This is a genomic window from Streptosporangium sp. NPDC049644 (assembly GCF_040675205.1).
Lineage (GTDB): Bacteria > Actinomycetota > Actinomycetes > Streptosporangiales > Streptosporangiaceae > Streptosporangium > Streptosporangium fukuiense.
On sequence record NZ_JBFAOJ010000072.1, the window covers coordinates 32,183 to 50,640 of the forward strand.

The window sequence follows — 18,458 nt, forward strand, 5'->3', positions numbered from 1 at the left end:
TGGGTTCAGCGCCACAGCGGACTGAAAGGTGCGGTCAGGCCGCCCCCAGCCCGGGGAGGGGGTCGTCCGGGTGCTCGACCGCGATGCGGGCGTAGCGTTGGAAGGCCCCGGCGAGTTCGGCGGCCGTCTCGGGGTCGTACCCGTAGTGGTTGTAGACCACGGCGGCGAGCATGGAGCCGTCCCGCTGCTCCTCGACGATCAGCTCGGGAGCGCTGAGGTCGAGTTCGCCCGGGTTCGCCGCCCAGTCGAGTCCCTCCTGTTCGCGCGGGAAGGGGAACGCCTCCGACATCAGGCCGGGGAAGTGCGGGGCGCCGAAGCTCTCGTAGTGGATCCGCGAGGGGAACGGCACCCGCAGCCTGGTCTCCAGGTAGGAGTGGAACTGGTGCGTCACCGCCCCCACCGACACCGTCCTGACCCGGTCGAGCAGCTCGGAGTAGGCGGGCTCTCCCGAGGCGTCGAAGCGCAGGACGAGCGACTGCACCAGGCAGCCGATCAGCGCCTCGTGCTCGGGCACGGTACGGCCCGGCACGGGTGACATCACCACCAGATCCGTCATCCCCGTCCACTGGCGGAGCAACCAGGTCCAGCATGCCGCCACCGCCATGAACGTGGTCGCGCCCCGCGTCTGGGCGGTCTCCCGCAGCCCGCGGGCCAGCCCCGCGTCGATCTCGAAGGCGTGCCTGCGCCGGGAGAACAGGGCGGTGTCCCGGCGGCCGGGGAACGGTGTGAGGTCGCGGGGGGCGCCGTCCAGGACCCGGTCCCAGTAGGCCCGGTTGCGCGGCCACTGCTCCCGGGCGAAGGCGCAGTGGTCGGCGTAGGTCATGGGCAGCGGGCGCAGCGGGCTGGGGTGGCCGGTGCGCAGCGCCGAGTAGACGACGCCCAGTTCCCTGAGCATGACGCCCAGCGAGAACCCGTCGAAGGCGAAGTGGTGCACGGCGAGGACCAGCACGTGGTCGTCGGTGTCGACGCGCACCACCAGCGCCCGGACGAGCGGGCCGCGCAGCACGCTGTCCAGGCGCATGCGCTCGTGCCAGACGATCCGCTCGGCGTCGCGCTCGCGCTCCGACGGCGTGTCACCGGAGGCCGCGACCTCGGCGACCTCGGGAGGCAGCTCGTCCGCGACCAGGACCCGCCCCGAGGCGGTGACGACGGTGCGCAGCGGCTCGTGCCGGGCGATCACCGCCTCCAGCGCCCGGGTGAGGAGCGGTACGTCGAGGGCGTCCCGGATACGGATCGCGGTGGCGCAGGATCCTATGTCGCGGACCGGTTCGCTCTCGAACATCCAGTGCAGGAACTCCTCCTGCTGGGTGCTGAGCGCCGCTCCCCCGCCCGTCTCCGGAGCGGCCGCGGCCGGGACGGCCGAGGCGCGCGCGTCGTCGATCCAGCGGGCCTGCCCTCCCAGTTCGGGCCGGTCGAAGGCCAGGGCCGGGGTGACGGGCACGCCCAGGCGGTCGCCGATCAGGGAGGCCAGCTGGGCGGCCCTGAAGGAGTCGCCGCCCAGCTCGAAGAAGTTGTCGCCCGGGGCGACCTCGGGGACACGGAGCACCTGACGCCACAGGGCGCCCAGCTCCGTCTCGGTGCTCTGCGCGGTCACTCTTCCTCCAGCCGGTCTCGGTACGGGGTCATGGCCTCTTCCAATCGAGGACGCTGGGGCCGTGTGCGGCCAGGTCGCGCCGGACGGCCCGGATGAGGTCGGCGCACTCTTCGAGCGCGGGCACCGACAGGAGCAGGTCGGCGGCGGAAGGGTGGTTCCAGAGCAGGTCCTCCAGCAGGTAGCGCCAGTAGGCCGGGCGCAGTTCGGGGAACTGGCGCAGCAGACGCTTCTGGTTCCAGGTGTGGTGGAACCGGTCGGCGTAGGAGGGCCCGTCCCACTCCTCGGTCTCCACGATCCAGAAGCGCTCGGTGACCGGGCGCGGGTCCACGCCGAGGGAGCGGGCGACCGCGGGGGCGATGCGCTGCTCGGCGAAGGTCTGGCGGACGATCGGGTCGGTGCTCGAAGGGCCCGCGTTGCCGGTCATGAACGCCATCGCCGCCTCGGCGTACTCGGCGCGGTGCCGGTCGTCGAGAAAGACCGAGACGGCCATGTTCGCGGCCGGGGTGTCGAACGTCCAGCGGGACAGGTCCAGGCCCGCGGGATTGGGGATCTCCTCGATCGGCGGGTAGACGGAGTTGCCGACCGACTCCCAGTGCGCGAAGACGAACCCGCCGCGCTCCAGGTGGTCGATGGGACGGCGCAGGTAGAGGTCGGTGTCGACCACGGCGAACGGCGCGGTCCGCGACAGGGCCGCATGGCTCTTGCCCGCCGCGAAGTACAGGAGCGGGTCGACGTCGAGGGCGTCCAGCTCGTCCAGGCGGGTGTCGACCCGGTCGTAGAGCGCGTCGAGCCCCTGCGCGGCGGCGTAGGAGGCTCCCAGCTCGTCGGTCACCAGCTCGACGCCTCCGTGGAAGGTGCGCCAGGCATGGACGCTGTGCACGCAGGTGAGGATCTCCTCGACCGGCAGGCCGTAGGGTCCGTTCTCCAGCGCCCGGTCCCGGTGGCGGCGGAGGCCGGCCCGGTACGGGCCGGTCCAGTTGACATGGACTGCGGGGACGGTCAGGGACACTGGACCGGCTCCTTTCTCGTTGTTCTTCCGTCCGGCCCGGTCCTTCGGCTCAGGGCCTCGATACCGACGAGGTCGTCGGCCACGGCGTCCGGCACCTCGTCGTCGAAACGGGACAGCGCCCGGCTGCGCAGCGCGCCGGCCGCGATCAGTGCGACCAGCAGGCCGCACACGATGTACATGAACGCGATGCCGCGGCCCGGCCCCACCCCGATGACCGCACCCGCCGTATCGGCCAGCAGGCCGCCCGGCAGGAACATCGGCTCCAGCAGGCGCTCGCCGAACGGCGCGATCAGGGCCACGCCGAGCGGGATCGTCGACAGCGCGACCATCTGGTTGAGCGCGAAGACCCGGCCGTGGAACCGCTGGGGCACCTTGACCTGGACGATGGTGGCGTAGACGCCGTTGACGAGCGCGAGCGAGCAGGACACCCCGAACGCACCGGCCCCGACGAACAGCAGCGACTCGTGCGCGCCGGTCACCAGACAGCAGGCCGCCAGCGCCAGCGTCCCCATCAGCACGCCGAACATCCGGCGGCGCGCCGGCCCGCCCCACACGCTCATGACCAGGCCGCCGGTCACCGCGCCCGCGCCGCCGAGCAGCGCGACGAACCCGGCGTCGCCGAGCGTCCCGAAGGAGAGCACCAGCGGCGAGAAGAGCAGGAACGCCGGGGAGAGCACCAGGTTGAAGAGCGCGAAGAAGACCAGCATGGCCCGGAAGCCGGGCCGGCCCATCTGCAGCCGGAAGCCCCCGGCGATCTCCGCCGCGACGGACTCGTGGCGCTCGCCGGCCAGCGTCGCGGGGAAGGCGACGCAGAGCAGTACGATCACACCCGCGACGTACCCGGCGACGTCGAGCACCAGGATGCCTCCCAGCCCGGTGAGCGCGAGCAGCCCCACCGCGCCGAGCGGCGCGATGAACTGCGCCACGCCGGTGGTCGCCTGGACCACCCCGTTGGCGTGCCCGAGATAGCGTTTGGGGACCAGTTGCGGGATGGCCGAGACGTAGGCCAGTCGCTGGAAGGTCAGCGCGACGGACAGGGCGGTGAGCAACGGGTACAGGTGCCAGACCGCCAGTGCTCCGCTCCACACCAGGATGCCGGTGATCAGCTGCACGACGAGCGCCGCGACGTTGCCGCCGAGCATGACGGCCCGCCTGCTCGACCGGTCCACGATCGCGCCGGCCAGCGGGGCGACCAGGATTCCGGGGATCAGCGCGAGCACCTGGAGCACGGCGAACCGGGTGAGCGATCCGCCGTCCAGGTAGGTGGAGATGGGGATCGCGAACTCGGTGAGCGTGGCACCCACGATGGTGACCAGTTGCCCGACCGCGATCGTCAGGAAGCGCGCCAGGCTCGGTTCGGGTGCCTTCTCGCGCGGCGCCTCCCGGCCGTCCGCGCCGGAGTCGGCGGCGAGGCGCCAGGTGCCGCCGGCGGATTCCGGCGGCCCGGCCCCCGGCACCGGAGGTTCCGCGAGGGCCGGGTGGACCGTGGTGACGATCTCGGCCAGTTCCTCGGCCCGGTACTTGAGGAAGTAGTGGCCGCCCTCGTCGAGCACGGCGAGGGCGGTACGGGGCGACAGGAAACCCCACTCGGTGTAGCGCTCGCGGTGGAACTCGGTGCTGGGGTCGCGCTCGCCGACCACCGAGATGATCGGGGCCCTCAGCGGTTCCGCCCCCTCCTCGACCAGCCGGGTGAAGTAGTCCTCCGCCTCGCGGGAGTCGTGCCGCATGTTGCGCACGACGAACGCCAGCTGTTCCTCGGTCAGCCCGGACAGGTCGGCGCCCATTCCGGTCAGCCAGTTCACCTGGCCCCGGTCGGCGCGCAGCCGTTCCAGCCGGGTGAGACGGGCCCATCGGCCGAGCACGCCGCGGGTGGGCCGGGCGAACGGGAACAGCCCGCCGAGGTAGACCGCCTCAAGCGGGCGCCCCGCGGCCTCCACCCGGCAGGCGATCTCGACGGTCAGCGCGCCGCCCACCCCGCAGTGGCCGTAGAGCACCAGTGGCCCGGACACCTTGGCCAGGATCTCGGCCACGCAGTCGGCGGCGACCTCGGCCAGCGGGCGTGGCTCCTCGGCCAGCCCCAGGTCGTGGCCGGGCACCGCCACCGCGTGCAGCGCGCACCCGGCGGGCAGGGCGTCGGCGAGCGGCTGGTAGACCACCGCGCTGCCGCCGCCGTACGGCACGCACACCAGGGACAGCCCGGGTGTGGCGATCTTGGGCGTCAGCTCGTACAGCAGGCCGCGCGGCCCGCCGTCGTCCGACTCGACGAGGGCGGCCAGCGCTCGCGGGCTCGGGTGGCCGAACAGGTCCATCACACTGACCGGCCGCATGCCGTCCAGGCTCCGGCGGAGCCTGGCGACCACCCGCACGGCGAGCAGCGAGTGCCCGCCCAGGTCGAAGAAATCGTCCCCCGCGCCGACCCGTTCCACCCCGAGCACCTGCGCGAACGCCGCTGCGACGGCCTCCTCGACCATCCCGGAGGGCGGCTCGAACTCCCCGGTCCGATCCGGCCCGGCCGCCTCGGGGTCGGGAAGCGCGGCTCTGTCGACCTTGCCGTGCGACTTCAGCGGCAACCGCTCCAGCCAGACGTAGCGGGTCGGCACCATGTAGTCGGGCAGCACGGCCCGCAACCGCCCGCGCAGCTCGGCCACGCCCGGTCCGGCGGGGCCCTGGCCGGCGCCCTCGGCCTCGGGCTCCCCGGATGTCCCCGCCGCGACCAGGTAGGCGACCAGTTCCAGTGCTCCGGGCCGGCCGCGGGCGTCCACCACCGCGTGGGCGACGCCGGGGAGGGCGCGGAGCGCCTCGTCGACCTCGCCCAGCTCGACCCGGTACCCGCGGATCTTGACCTGGAGGTCGCGGCGGCCCAGGAACTCCAGGTCGCCGCCGGGCAGCCTGCGGGCCAGGTCGCCGGTGCGGTAGAGCCTGTCCCCCGGCCCGCCGTAGGGGTCGGGGACGAAGGCGGCGGCGGTCAGGTCCGGGCGGCCGAGATACCCGCGTGCCAGCCGGTCGCCGCCGAGGCAGAGCTCACCGACCACGCCGATCGGCACCGGCCCGAGGCCGGCGTCCAGGACGTAGGCCCGGACATGGCCGAGCGGCCGCCCGATCGGCGTGATCGGCCCCCGGACGTCGTCGGTGGCCCCCACCTCGTACGTGGTCGCGCCGACGGTCGCCTCGGTGGGGCCGTAGTGGTTCACCACGCGGCAGACGCCGAGGGCGGCCAGCTCGCGGGTCCACTCCCAGGCCGAGCCCTCGCCGCCGAGGATGAGCATGCGGCGGGGCAGGATCCGGCGCGGGTCGACCTCGGCGGTGAGCGCCGCCAGGTGCGAGGGAGTGATCTTCAGGTAGTCGATCCCCACCCGGTCCGCGTAGTCGGCGAGATCCGGGCCGGAGATCCGCGACGGGACGAGGTGCAGGCATCCCCCCGTGGCCAGGGCCAGGTAGAAGATCGTGACTCCGAAGTCGAAGGAGAGCGACTGCAGCAGGGCGTACCGGGCGCCGTCCACGATCTCGAATCGCTCGCGCACGTCGGCGAGGTAGTTGAGGACCTGCCTGTGCTGCACGGCGACGCCCTTGGGCAGGCCGGTGGAGCCCGAGGTGTAGATAACGTAGGCCAGGTCGTCCGGTCCCGCGCCCGCGGGCTCCGCAGGATCCGCGGGGTCTCCCGGGTCCACGACCTCGCCCCCGTCGAGCAGGACCGTGACCCGGGCGCGGAGCAGGTCGGCCAGCGCCGGAGCGGTCACCAGCACCGTCGTCCCCGAGTCGGAGACCAGGTGGGCGAGCCGGTCCGCGGGCTGCTCCGGGTCGAGCGGCAGGTAGGCGCCCCCCGCCTTGAGCACGGCCAGCACGGCCACCGCCAGGTCGGGCGAGTGCTCCAGGCAGACGGCGACGCGGTCGTCCCTGCCGACCCCGTGACCGCACAGTACCCGGGCGAGCCGGTCGGCTCGGGAGTCGAGTTCACCGTAGGTCAGCTCGGTGGCGCCGAAGACGACCGCGACGGCATCCGGCGAGCAGGCCGCGGCACGCTCCACGAGCCCGTGCAGGGTGGTGACCTCCCCGGCGGCGCCCGGACGTGACGCCCCGCCGTTCCATCGTTCCAGGACGAGCTCGCGCTCGTCCTGGCCGAGCAGTTCCAGCTCCGACAGCCTGGTGTCCGGGGCACCGGTCGCGCAACGCAGCAGGTTCTCGAAGTGGGCGGCGAGCCGTTCGGCGGTGCCCGGTTCGAACAGGTCCGCGTTGTAGGAGAGGTGCGCCCGCAGCCCGTCGCCGTCGTGCCCGATCTCCAGGGAGAGGTCGAACTTGGACAGGGCGAAGCCGCCCTCGAACAACTCGGTGACGATCCCCGGCAGCGGTGGCCCCTCCTGGTCCCGGCCGTGCAGGACCAGCTGGGCCTGGAAGACCGGGGTGCGCGACAGGTCCCGCTCCACCCCGAGCTCGTTGACCAGGACGTCGAAGGGCGTGTCCTGGCGCTGGTACGCCTCCAGCGCGGTCGCGCGGGTACGGCGCAGCAGGTCGCGGAAGGTCGGGTCGCCCGACAGGTCGCCCCGCAGTACGAGCGTGTTGACGACGAAACCGATCATTCCCTCCAGCTCGGGCCGGTCCCTGGCCGCGACCGGGGTGCCCAGGCAGATGTCCTCCTGCCCGGTGTGGCGGGCCAGCAGTGCCTGGAAGGCGGCGGTGAGCGTCATGAACAGCGTGCAGCGCTCGCTCCTGGCCAGCCTGGCCACCTCGGCCGCCAGCGGCCCGGGGATGATCCGCGAGACGTAGGCGCCGCGCGCGGTCCTGATCCGGGGGCGCGGGCGGTCGGTGGGCAGCGCGAGAACCGGCGGATCGGCGAGCTTGGCCCGCCAGTACCTCAGGTCCTCCTCGGCGGGGGCCTCGCGGCGGGCCACGGCGTACTCGGCGTACTGCAGCGCGGGCGGCGGGAGCGGCGAGGGCAGCCCCGCGGCGAACGCCTCGTACAGGGCGGTCAGCTCGCCCCGGAGCACGCCCAGCGACCAGCCGTCCACCGCGATGTGGTGGACGACGAGGCAGAGCACGTGGTCGTCGGCGGCCAGCCGGATGAGGACGGCGCGCAGCACCGGCCCTGCCGCCAGGTCGAACCCCCGGTTGGTCAGCTCGGCCACCAGTTCCCGCGCCCGCACGACCGGATCCGGCACGGCCCCACCGGACAGGTCGACCCGCCCCAGCCCGGGGCCGGACTCCTCGGCGACCTGGACCGGCCGGCCGTCCATGCTCGGGTAGCGGGTGCGCAGCACCTCGTGCCTGGCCACGACCTCATCGAACGCGCGGGCCAGCGCCGCGGCGTCCAGCGGTCCGCGCAGCCGTTCCGAGACGTAGACGTTGTAGGCGGCGTCACCGGGGTTGAGCTGATCCAGGAACCAGAGCCGTTCCTGGCCGGGTGAGAGCGGGACGCCGTCGGTGCGGGCGGCGTCCCGCAGCTGGGTCGGCACGTGCTCAGCCCTCCCCGCGCAGGCGCTCGACCGCTGCGGCGACCGCCTGGATCGTGGGGTCGTCGTAGTAGACGTGGAGCGGCAGGTCGGCGCCCAGGCGCAGGCGGACCCGGGAGGCGATCTGGGTGATGGTGAGCGAGTGCCCGCCCAGTTCGAACAGGTCCTCCTCCGGACCGATCTCCGCCGCCCCGAGCACCTCGCACCAGATCTCGTGGAGCTCGGCGGCCACGCCGCTGTAGGCGACCGGGCCCGCTTTCGCCTCCCGCTCCCCTCCCAGGTCGGGGGCGGGCAGCGCGGCCCGGTCGAGCTTGCCGTTCGCGGTGAGCGGCAGCGGGGACAGGCACACGAAGTCGCTCGGGACCATGTACGGCGGGAGCGTCCTCGCGCAGTGCTCCCGCAGGTCACCGGGGACGGCCTCGGCCTCCAGGTAGGCGACCAGCCGCCGCTCGCCCTTGTCGTCCTCCCTGGCGAGCACGGCCGCGCGGCGGATCCGAGGGTGTTCGAGCAGCCGGGCCTCGATCTCGCCCGGCTCGATGCGGTGGCCGCGGAGCTTGATCTGGTCGTCCAGCCTGCCGATGAACTCGATCAGGCCGTCGGCCCGCCTGAGCACCCGGTCGCCGGTGCGGTAGAGCCGCCCGGGGCCGAACGGGTCGTCCGCGAACCGCTCCGCGGTCAGCTCGGGCCGGTTCCGGTAGCCGTCGGCGACGCCGTCGCCCGCGACGCAGAGCTCACCCGGCACTCCGATCGGGAGCAGGCCGAGCCGTTCGTCGAGCACATGGACCCGGGTGTTGGCGAGCGGCTCGCCGATCGGCACCGCCGTGACAGGCTCGGTGATCTCCGCGCTCATCGACCAGATCGTCGTCTCGGTGGGACCGTAGACGTTGATCAGACGACCGGTCCTGCGCAGGATCTCGCGGGCCAGCGGGGCGGGTAGTGCCTCCCCACCTGCCAGCGCCGTCACGTGCGGCAGGTCGAGCCCGGAGTCGAGCAGCATCCGCCAGCCGGACGGGGTGGCCTGCACGTGGGTCACCCCGCACCCGGCGATCCTGACGAGTTCGCGCCCGTCCCTGGCTGCGTCGCCGGAGGCGATGACGACCCGGCCGCCGGTGACCAGCGGCAGGTAGAGCTCCAGCGCGGAGATGTCGAACGACAGCGAGGTCAGGGCGAGCCAGCCGTCCCCCCGGCGGGAGCCGAGCCGGTCGCGCATGGCGAGCAGCAGGTTGGTCAGGGCCCGGTGCGGGATCTCCACGCCCTTCGGGCGCCCGGTGGAGCCGGAGGTGTAGATGACGTACGCGAGATCCTCCGGCGACGGCCAGCCGAGACCGGCCGGCTCTTCCGCCCCGGCCGGGGCGGCCGGGTCTTCGAGGACGAGGGTGGGGAGCTCGAGTCCGGCCAGGCGGTCCCGTGTCGCGAGATCGGTCAGGAGCAGCCCGGCGCCGGAGTCCTCCAGCACGAAACGGAGCCGCTCCTCGGGGTGTCCGGGGTCGAGCGGCAGGTAGGCACCCCCGGCTCGCGCCACGGCCAGCAGCCCGACCAGGGTCGCCGGCGAACGCTCCGCGCAGATCGCGACCAGCCTCCCCGGGCCCACCCCCGCGGCGCGCAGCCGCCCGGCCAGGCGGTCGGTGGCCGCGCTGAGCTCCGCGTAGGTCATCGAGTTCGTGCCGCACTCGGCGGCCGTGGCGTCCGGGGTACGGGCCGCCTGCACGGCCACCAGTTCGGGCAGGGTGAGCTCGGGGTAGTCGACCGATGTGTCGTTCCAGCCCGACAGCAGCAGCCCGGTCTCCTCCGCGCCGAGCAGCGGCAGCCCGGCCAGGGGCGCGTCCGGTTCGGCCGCCGCCGCGGCGAGCAGCGTCCGCCAGTGGGCGGCGACCCGCTCGGCGTCGTCGCGGCCCATCGCCTCCGGGTCGTACTGGAGGGCGACGCCGAACCGGTCCGGCCCGTCCACGATGTGCACGCGCATGGCGCCGCGGACCGTGTGGTTGAAGAGCGCCCACTCCACATGGGCGTCCACTCCGAAGAAGGCGGGCGCGGCCTCGCGCCTGCGGTAGCCGAGCGAGACCGGCGCGAGCGAGACGCCGGGCCGTACGCCGCTGACCGCCCGCGACAGCGGCACCTCCCTGACCCGGTAGAGGCCGCGCAGGTCGGAGCGGAGCCCGTAGCCGAACCGCTGGTCGGCGACGAACCGGCGGAAACTCCAGTCCGGCTGGATCCTGGCCGTGACGGGCAACTCGTTGACGAAGGCGCCGAGGCGGTGGCGGGTCTCCGGCGATCGGGTGCCCAGATCGACCGCGACGGTCGGCTCGGTGTTGCCGTACCGGTACAGGAGCGCGTGCAGCGAGGCGAGCACGATCTCGAACCTGCTGGCACCGATCTCCTCCGCCAGCCGGGCCAGTGCCTCCCGTGCCTCGTCCGCCAGCGCGAACTCCACGGCCGCGCCCTCGGCCGAGGTGGCCGCCTCCCCCGCCAGTCCCGGCAGGGTCACCTCTGCCGGCTGGCGCCACCGCGAGTTCCAGAACTCCCTGGCGAAGGAGAGCCCGGCTTCGACGCGCCCGGCGCCCGGCTCCTCGTGGCGCAGCTCGGGCAGGTCCGCGGGGGTTCCGGTGACCTCGGCCCGGTAGAGCTCGGCGAGGTCGCGCAGGAAAACCGAGGTGGACTCGCCGTCGAAGACGATGTGGTGTGCCACGACCAGCAGCGTCGCCCGCCCGGCGCCCTCCCGGTACAGGACCGCCCGCACCAGGGGTCCGGCGGCCAGGTCGAAGGGGCGCAGGATCTCGGCCCGTACCAGTTCCGCGAGCCGTTCCCGCGGGGCGTCCGCCACCCGCAGCCCGGGTGGGGCGGCGGGTACCAGGTAGGGCACGCCCTGCCGCTCCTCGACCGCGCGGGCCAGAACGGGATGGCGGGCGACGAGCCCCTCCCAGGCGGCGGCCAGGGCGGCCGCGTCGAGGGGGCCGTCGAAGGTGACGGAGAACGGCATCGTGTAGACGGTCCCGATGCCGCCCAGCCGTTCGTTGAACCATATTCCCTGCTGGGCGAGCGAGGCCCGAACGGGTACGGAGACGATCTCGGACGTCACTGGCATCACTTCCGATCTCAGATGAGGGCTCGGCGGAGAGAGCTCATCAGGGGGAGTCAGGGGGTCGATCAGGGAGCGAGGAGGTCGCACAGGCGTTGGAACCCCCGGCCGAGGTCGTCGGCGGCGGGCCCCGCGCAGACGCCGGACATGGATCCGTCCGGCTGTTCGGTGAGGATGAGGGACGGCCCGCCGTCGGCGGGCGGAGCCGCGGGCAGCGGGTACGGTTCGGACTTCAGGCCGGGCAGGTACGGCTCAGGACGGAAGCCCTCGAAACGGAACCGGCCGTCATGCCCCGCCGTTTCCGGCGCCGCTTCGGCGAGGCCGATCAGCGCGGCGGGATCGCCGGGGATCGTGATCCGGACGGCCACGTCCAGCGCGAGCGGGCCGACCAGGGTGGCATGGGCGGGTTCCGAGCGCCCCGGCTCGCGCACCAGCACCGTCGGCTCAGCCAGGCCCCCGGCCCGCGACAGCGCGGCCGCCCAGCAGGCCAGGGCCACCTCGGCGGGCGTCACCCGGCGGGCCCGCGCCACCTGCCGAAGCCGCCCGGCCGTCTCGGGCGGCAGGCTGAAGCCGTATGCCCCGGCGACGCCGGCCGGGAGGTGCGGGAGCGGCGACACCGGCCGGGATCGCGGGACACCCGGGGCCGGGGGGCGGGTGGCGGCCCAGTCGGCGTAGCTCGCGGTGGCCGGCGGGGCCGGTGCCGTACGCCCGCTGAGAGCGGCGGCGTAGGCGGTGCCGAGCTCGTACAGGACCGTCTCGAGTGACCAGTCGTCACAGGCCAGCGCGGAGGCGCAGAGCACCAGCAGGGACCCGCCGGGGGTGGGGTCGGTCAGGATCGTCCTGAGCAGCGGCCCCCGTTCGAGGTCGAAACCCCGGGACAGCTCGTACTCGACGGCGGCCTCCAGCGGGACGCGGACGAGTTCGGGCTCCGCCTCCGGCGCGATCTCAGCGACGCGGGCGCCGTCCGGCACGGGGAAGGTGAGCCTCAGTGCCTCGTGGGCGGCGGCGACCTCGCGGAGCGCCCTGCGCAGGATCCCCGGGTCGACGGTGTCTCGCACCCGCATCGCCACCCGGACCGTCTCCCCGTGGGCCGGCGGTCCGGCCTGCCCCGCGGTCAGCGGGACCCGGCGGCCCCGCGCGGTGAACAGCTCGCGGACCCCGGACTTCAGGATCTTCCCGAGGTCGTTGCGGGGGAACTCCTCGACCGGCACGATCCTGGTCGGCAGCTCCTGGCGGGCCAGCCGCCCGGACAGGAAGTCGCGGATCTCGTCCATCGGCACCGGGTACGCCAGCCGTACGGCGGCGGCGGGCAGCGCGCCCATCACGGGGTGGGGAACGCCGACGACGGCGGCCTCCGCCACCGCGGGGTGCTCGTGCAGTACCGCCTCGATCCGCACGGTCGAGACCTTCAGGGCGCCCGACTTGATGACGTCCGTCTCCCTGTCGGACAGGTAGAGGTAGCCGTCGGCGTCGAGGTGGCCGACGTCGCCCATCCGAACCCAGCCGTCGCGGAAGACCAGCGCGCTGCCCTCGGGGTCGCCCACGTAGGAGCGCGGCGGCGCCGGGGAGCGGAGCCAGACCTCGCCCGTCTCACCCGGAGGCAGCATCTCTCCGTTCTCACCGAGGACGCGCAGGTCACCGGGGTCGGTGGCGCGGCCCAGGGAGGTGGGCCTGGCAGGATCGACAATCATGGTGGTCTGGGCGGGGACCGCCTCGGTCGAGGTGTAGTAGTTGACCAGCGTCGCCCCCGGGAAGGCGACGGCCAGGTCCTGGGCGACGGACGGGGGCAGGGCGGCGGCCGAGGAACTGAGCAGCAGCACCCCGGACAGGTCGTGTCTGCGGTGGGCGCCGGAGCCGAGCAGTTCGATGGCCATGGACGGGACGAGGAAGACGGTGCCCGCACGGTGGGTCTCGATGAGGCGGCAGAACTCCTCGGGCTCGAATCCGGGAAGGGTGAGCGCGGCCGGGTGGGCGGTGAGGGCGTCCATCAGCATCATCTGCGCGGCGTTCGTTCCGATGGGGAAGGCGTGCAGGAAGCGCTCGGAGTGGGCGTAGGCCCGGCGGCGAGGACGTAGCGGGCGGCCGTGGGTCAGGTTGGCGTGGGTGGCGCCGACCCCCTTGGGGGTGCCGGTCGTGCCGGAGGTGTAGATGATCTGGGCGAGGTCGCCCGGTCGCACCTCGACGCCGCCGATCGGTGAGCCGTCGCCGCCGTCCGGCACCGGTGACCACCACCGGCCGGGGTCCTCCCCGGCAGGCGCGGGGGCCTGCCGCCCGTGCAGCACGCCCACGGCGGCGCAACGCCGCAGGGTGTCGTGTATCTCATGACCGCCGAGGCGGGCGGAGAGCGGCACCGCCACGCCGCCGGCCTTGAGCACGGCGCAGAAGGCGACGGCGAAGGCGGGCCACTCGTCCCCGCCGAACAGCAGGCCGACGCGGTCTCCTGGACGGAGCCCGCGCGCGAGCAGACCGCGGGCGGCGGCGTTGGAACGCCGTTCCCACTGGCCGAAGGTCAGGTCGCCCGATCCGTCGGCGGGCTCACCGGCGACGAGGGCGGGGCGGTCGGGATCGGTCTCCGCCCGTGCTGCGAGCAGCCGGGGAACGGTGGGCGGAGCCGGGTCGTGCACACTCATGCCGGCCTCCTGGGCGGGCGCTCGGGATCGGTGGATCGAACGAGAGTGAGATCCCGGACCGTGGGCGGTCCGGATGGTGCACATGCCGGGGAGAGGGACCGGCGGCGATGCCGGTCCCCTCGTGGAGAAGGGGTGATGGATTCGAGCGACGGGAGAGGGGGTCAGGGGAGATCGGGGAGATCAGGCCGTCACCGGAGTACCTTGGGGCCGGATCCCGTCGATCCCCTGACGATGAACTCGGGCTGGAAGATCAGTTCGGAGTGCTGTCCCGGCGTGCCGGCGATGGCCTCCAGCAGAGTGTGGACGGCGGCGGTCACCATCGACTGGACCGGCTGGCGCACGGTGGTCAGCGGCGGGTCGGTGAACGCGATCAGCGGCGAGTCGTCGAACCCCACCACCGACACCTCCCCCGGCACCGAGAGCCCTCGATCCCGGCAGGCCCGGATCGCCCCCAGCGCCATCAGATCCGACGCGCACACGATCCCCGTACAGCCGCGCATCAGCAGCTGCGCCGCCGCAGCCTGCCCGCCCTCCACCGAGAAGAGCGAGTGCGAGATCAGCTCGTCGACCTCCGTCGCCCCCAGCAACTGCGCCATCGCCCGCCGGTACCCCTCGATCTTCCTGATCACCGGCACGAACCGGCTGGGACCGACGGCCAGGCCGATCCGCTCGTGGCCCAGGTCGACCAGGTGCTGGACGGCCAGCCTCGTCGCGGCCCGGTCGTCGGGTGAGATGAAGGGGGCGGGGACGTCGGCGGCGTGCCCGTTGAGCAGGACGATGGGCACGCCCTGCCCGATCAGCTGGGTGTAGCGGTCCGAGCGCGCGGTGACGTCGGCGTGCAGTCCGGAGACGAAGATGATGCCGCTGACCCCGCGCTCCACGAGCAGCTCGGTGAACTCGTCCTCGACCGCGCCGCCGGGCAGCTGGGTGCAGAGCACCGGAGTGTAGCCGTACTGGGTCAGCGTCTTCTCGAACGCCTGGGCGAACGCCGGGAAGATCGGGTTGTCCAGTTCCGGGGTGACCAGGCCGATCAGCCCGTTGCTGCGCTGGCGCAGCCGCTGCGGACGCTCGTACCCCATGACGTCCAGCGCGGCCAGCACCGAGCGCCGGGTGACGGCGGAGACCCCCGGCTTGCCGTTGAGCACCCGGCTGACCGTGGCCTCGCTGACCCCGGCCTGCGCGGCGATGTCGGTCAGCCGGGCGGCGCCGTTGCCGAGCGGGCCGACGGCACTAGGAGGCGTCATCGCGTTGCCACCAGACGGCGGAGTCGGGCGCGAGCCGCGCGACGCCGCCCTGGACGACCGGCTCGGCGCTGGCCAGCAGGACCCGCCCGGGGGCGGGCAGTTCCACGTCCTCGCCGGTGAGGTTGACGGTGCAGGTGAAGCCGGCGTCGCGGGTGAAGGCCAGCGTTCCCTCCGGGGAGTCGAGCCAGGCCAGCGGCATCTCGCCGAAGGCCCTCCGCTCCCGCCTGATCCGGAGCGCTTCGCGGTACAGGTTCAGCGTGGAGAGCGGCTCCTCCAGCTGGGACTCGACGCTGAGCGGGCCCCAGGAGGACGGCATGGGGAGCCACGTCCCGTTGACGCCCGGCAGGCTGAAGCCGAAGTGCGGTTCGCCGTCGGACCAGGGGAGCGGCACCCGGCAGCCGTCCCGGCCGTCGTCGGGGTTGCGGAGCCGCTGCGGGTCGCGCAGGAACTCCTCGGGAAGGTCGAGGACCTCGGGCAGGCCGAGCTCCTCGCCCTGGTAGACGTAGGCCGAGCCGGGCAGGGAGAGGGTCAGCAGGGCCGCGGCGCGGGAGCGGCACAGACCGACCTCGCCGCCACCGTAGCGGGTGAGGTGCCGCTTGACGTCGTGGTTGGAGAGCACCCAGGTGCTGGGCGCGCCGACCAGTCCGGCGGTCGCCAGCGACTCCTCGATGACCGCGCGGAACCCCCCCGCCTCCCAGGGGGTGTTGAGGAAGTGGAAGTTGAACGCCTGGTGCAGCTCGTCGGGACGGACGTAGTTGGCCAGCCGCTGCGGGGACGGTGCCCACGCCTCGGCGACGCCGATCCGCTCTCCGGGGTAGGAGTCGAGCAGCCTGCGCCAGGCGCGGTGGATCTCGTGCACACCGTCCTGGTCGAAGAACGGCACCACGTCGGTGCCGATCATCCGGATCTGGTCGCTGTGCCCGATGTCGGGCAGCCCCTCGGCCTTGACCATGCCGTGGGCGACGTCGATACGGAAGCCGTCGACCCCCAGGTCGAGCCAGAACCGCAGGATCGACTCGAACTCCGCGTGAACCTCGGGGTTCTCCCAGTTCAGGTCGGGCTGCTCGGGCGCGAACAGGTGGAGGTACCACTCGCCGTCCGGCAGCCGGGTCCACGCGGAGCCGCCGAAGACCGACTCCCAGTCGTTGGGCGGCAGCTCTCCGGTCGCCCCCCGGCCCTGGCGGAAGATGTAACGCTCGCGCGCGGGGTTCCCCGGGCCCGCCGCCACCGCCTCCGCGAACCAGACGTGCTGGTCGGAGGTGTGGTTGGGCACCACGTCCACGATGATCCGCAGGCCATGGCCGTGCGCGTCGTCGATCAGCGCCCTGGCGTCGGCCAGCGAGCCGAAGATCGGGTCCACGTCCCGGTAGTCGGCCACGTCGTAGCCGAAGTCGGCCATCGGCGAGGTGAAGAACGGGGTGAGCCAGATCGCGTCGACCCCGAGGTCCGCCAGGTACGGGAGCCTGCCACGCACGCCGAGCAGGTCGCCCACACCGTCGCCGTTGCCGTCGGCGAAGCTGCGCACGTAGACCTGGTAGATCACCGCGTCGCGCCACCATCGGGTGGCGGTCCCGGCGGCATGGTCCGCGTAAACCAGCTCAGTCATATTAAATCCCCCGATCAGGTGGCATGTCAGGACGTGATAGCACGGTGGTATTACGACTTCGTGGCACCGGCGGTAAGTCCGGCGACCAGGTGCCGCTGGACGAGCAGGAAGACGATCGCCGCGGGCACCGCGATCAGCACCGCCGAGGCGGTGAGCAGGCCCCAGTCGGACCAGTGCTGGCCGACGAACTGCTGGAGGCCGATGCCGAGCGTGCGCTTCTCCTCCTGCGACATGAACACGGTGGCGTAGGCCACCTCGCCCCAGGCGGTCATGAAGGAGTAGAAGGCGGTGACCGCCAGGCTGGGCCTGGCCAGCGGCAGGACGACCCGCCAGAACGTGCCGAACGGGGTCAGGCCGTCGACCAGTCCGGCCTGGTCGATCTCGCGCGGGATGGAGTCGAAGTAGCTCTTCATCATCCACGCGCAGAACGGCACCGCCACGGTCATGTAGGCGATGACCAGCCCAGCGATCTGGTTGAGCAGCCCGAGGCCCGCCATCAGGTTGTAGAGGGGGACGATCAGGATCGCCACCGGGAACATCTGGGTGATCAGCAGCGTCCACATCACCCCGCGGTGGCCGGGGAAGCGGAAGCGGCTGATCGCGTACCCGGTCGTCGAGGCCAGGAAGACGCCGATGACCGTGGTCAGCCCGGCGACGATCACCGAGTTGAGCAGCCAGGTCGGGAACTGCGTCTCGGTCAGCACCCGGACGTAGTTGTCCAGCGAGGGCTGGTTGAAGATCTCCAGCTCGCTGGAGAGCCAGCCGTCGCGCGGCTTGAGCGAGGTCAGGACCAACCAGACGATCGGGAACAGCGAGATGGCGACCGCGGCGAGCAGGGTCGCGTGCAGCAGTATCGACCTTCCCGCGCTGCGTTCCCCGCGGCCGCGGGCGTGCCCGGTGGTGACGGTGCTCACCAGACCTCCCCTTGCTTGCGCAGCGAGCGCCGGTAGACCACGGCCAGCACGACGAGGAGCAGCAGGACGATGACTCCCCAGGCCGCGGAGTTGGAGTAGTTGCGGACCCCGGTGAACGCCTCGCGGAAGGCGTAGGTGACCAGGATCTCGGTGGAGCTGCCCGGCCCTCCCCCGCTGATCAGGTAGATCACCGGGAACATGTTGAAGGTCCAGATCGTGCCCAGCAGGACGACGGTGCTCGACACGGTGCGCAGGCCGGGGACGGTGATGAAGCGGAAGCGCTGCCAGGGGGTGGCGCCGTCCACCTCCGCCGCCTCGTAGAGCTCACCGGGGATCGACTGGAGCCCGCCCAGCACGGCGACCATCATGAACGGCACGCCCATCCAGACGTTGACCGCGATGACCGCGATCTTCGCCGTGGTCGGGTCGTCGAGCCAGCCGACCGCGCCGAGGCCGGCGGCCTTGAGCATCGCGTTGATCACGCCGAAGTCGCTGTTGTAGAGGTAGCGCCAGATGAACGCGGAGACGAAGCCGGGGATCGCCCACGGCAGGATGAGCAGCAGCCGGTAGGCCGAGCGGAATCTGAGCCTGCGGTTGAGCAGCAGCGCCAGGCCCAGCCCCAGGCCGTAGTGGAGCGAGACACAGGCGACGGTCCACACCACGGTCCAGACCAGCTTCTCCCAGAACAGGCCGCTGGTCAGGATCGCGATGTAGTTGTCGAGCCCGACGAACTCGTAGGTCGAGGGGATGACGTTGACGCCGATGGTGCGGCCGATGTTGGCCTCGGTCGCGTCGGTCAGGGACAGGTAGACGCCTCGGGCCAGCGGCCAGCCGATCAGCAGCCCGGTGACCAGGATCACCGGGGCCACCATGGCCCAGGCGTACCAGTGCCTGTCCACCGTTCGCCGGAACGGGCCGGTGCCCTGGTGGCGGCCCTGGCC

9 protein-coding genes are annotated in these 18,458 nt (G+C 72.8%); all 9 read right to left on the reverse strand.

Translation table 11 applies throughout. The annotated features are described in order from the left end of the window. Positions 1 to 34: 34 nt before the first annotated feature. Complete coding sequence (locus AB0J58_RS31510) at positions 35 to 1,594, reverse strand: condensation domain-containing protein (RefSeq protein ID WP_364222605.1); 1,560 nt, start codon at positions 1,592 to 1,594, stop codon at positions 35 to 37. Between the two features lie 28 nt (positions 1,595 to 1,622). Next, positions 1,623 to 2,603 (reverse strand): DUF6734 family protein, encoded by a 981-nt coding sequence (locus AB0J58_RS31515; RefSeq protein WP_364156455.1) that lies wholly within the window; start codon positions 2,601 to 2,603, stop codon positions 1,623 to 1,625. Then, a complete protein-coding gene (locus tag AB0J58_RS31520) occupies positions 2,594 to 8,050 on the reverse strand; it encodes an amino acid adenylation domain-containing protein (RefSeq protein WP_364222608.1) in 5,457 nt (1,818 codons plus the stop codon). The genes AB0J58_RS31515 and AB0J58_RS31520 overlap by 10 nt, the downstream gene beginning before the upstream one ends. Positions 8,051 to 8,054: 4 nt before the next feature. Continuing rightward, the gene (locus AB0J58_RS31525) at positions 8,055 to 11,129 is read right to left on the reverse strand and encodes an amino acid adenylation domain-containing protein (RefSeq protein WP_364222611.1); all 3,075 of its coding nucleotides are present in this window, start codon (positions 11,127 to 11,129) and stop codon (positions 8,055 to 8,057) included. Between the two features lie 62 nt (positions 11,130 to 11,191). Further along, positions 11,192 to 13,753 (reverse strand): AMP-binding protein, encoded by a 2,562-nt coding sequence (locus AB0J58_RS31530; RefSeq protein ID WP_364222614.1) that lies wholly within the window; start codon positions 13,751 to 13,753, stop codon positions 11,192 to 11,194. 188 nt (positions 13,754 to 13,941) lie between these two features. Continuing rightward, positions 13,942 to 14,997: a LacI family DNA-binding transcriptional regulator gene (locus AB0J58_RS31535; RefSeq protein WP_364222616.1), complete on the reverse strand. Its 1,056-nt coding sequence runs from the start codon at positions 14,995 to 14,997 to the stop codon at positions 13,942 to 13,944. Continuing rightward, positions 14,984 to 16,603, reverse strand: coding sequence for a glycoside hydrolase family 13 protein (locus AB0J58_RS31540; protein ID WP_364222619.1), 1,620 nt, complete (start codon positions 16,601 to 16,603; stop codon positions 14,984 to 14,986). The genes AB0J58_RS31535 and AB0J58_RS31540 overlap by 14 nt, the downstream gene beginning before the upstream one ends. Positions 16,604 to 16,653: 50 nt before the next feature. Further along, positions 16,654 to 17,517 carry a carbohydrate ABC transporter permease gene (locus AB0J58_RS31545; RefSeq protein WP_343978846.1) on the reverse strand — a complete coding sequence of 288 codons (864 nt, stop codon included), beginning with the start codon at positions 17,515 to 17,517 and terminating at the stop codon, positions 16,654 to 16,656. Beyond that, positions 17,514 to 18,458 (reverse strand): sugar ABC transporter permease (locus tag AB0J58_RS31550; protein WP_364222622.1); only part of this gene is annotated, 945 nt, incomplete at its 5' end. The genes AB0J58_RS31545 and AB0J58_RS31550, both read right to left, overlap by 4 nt.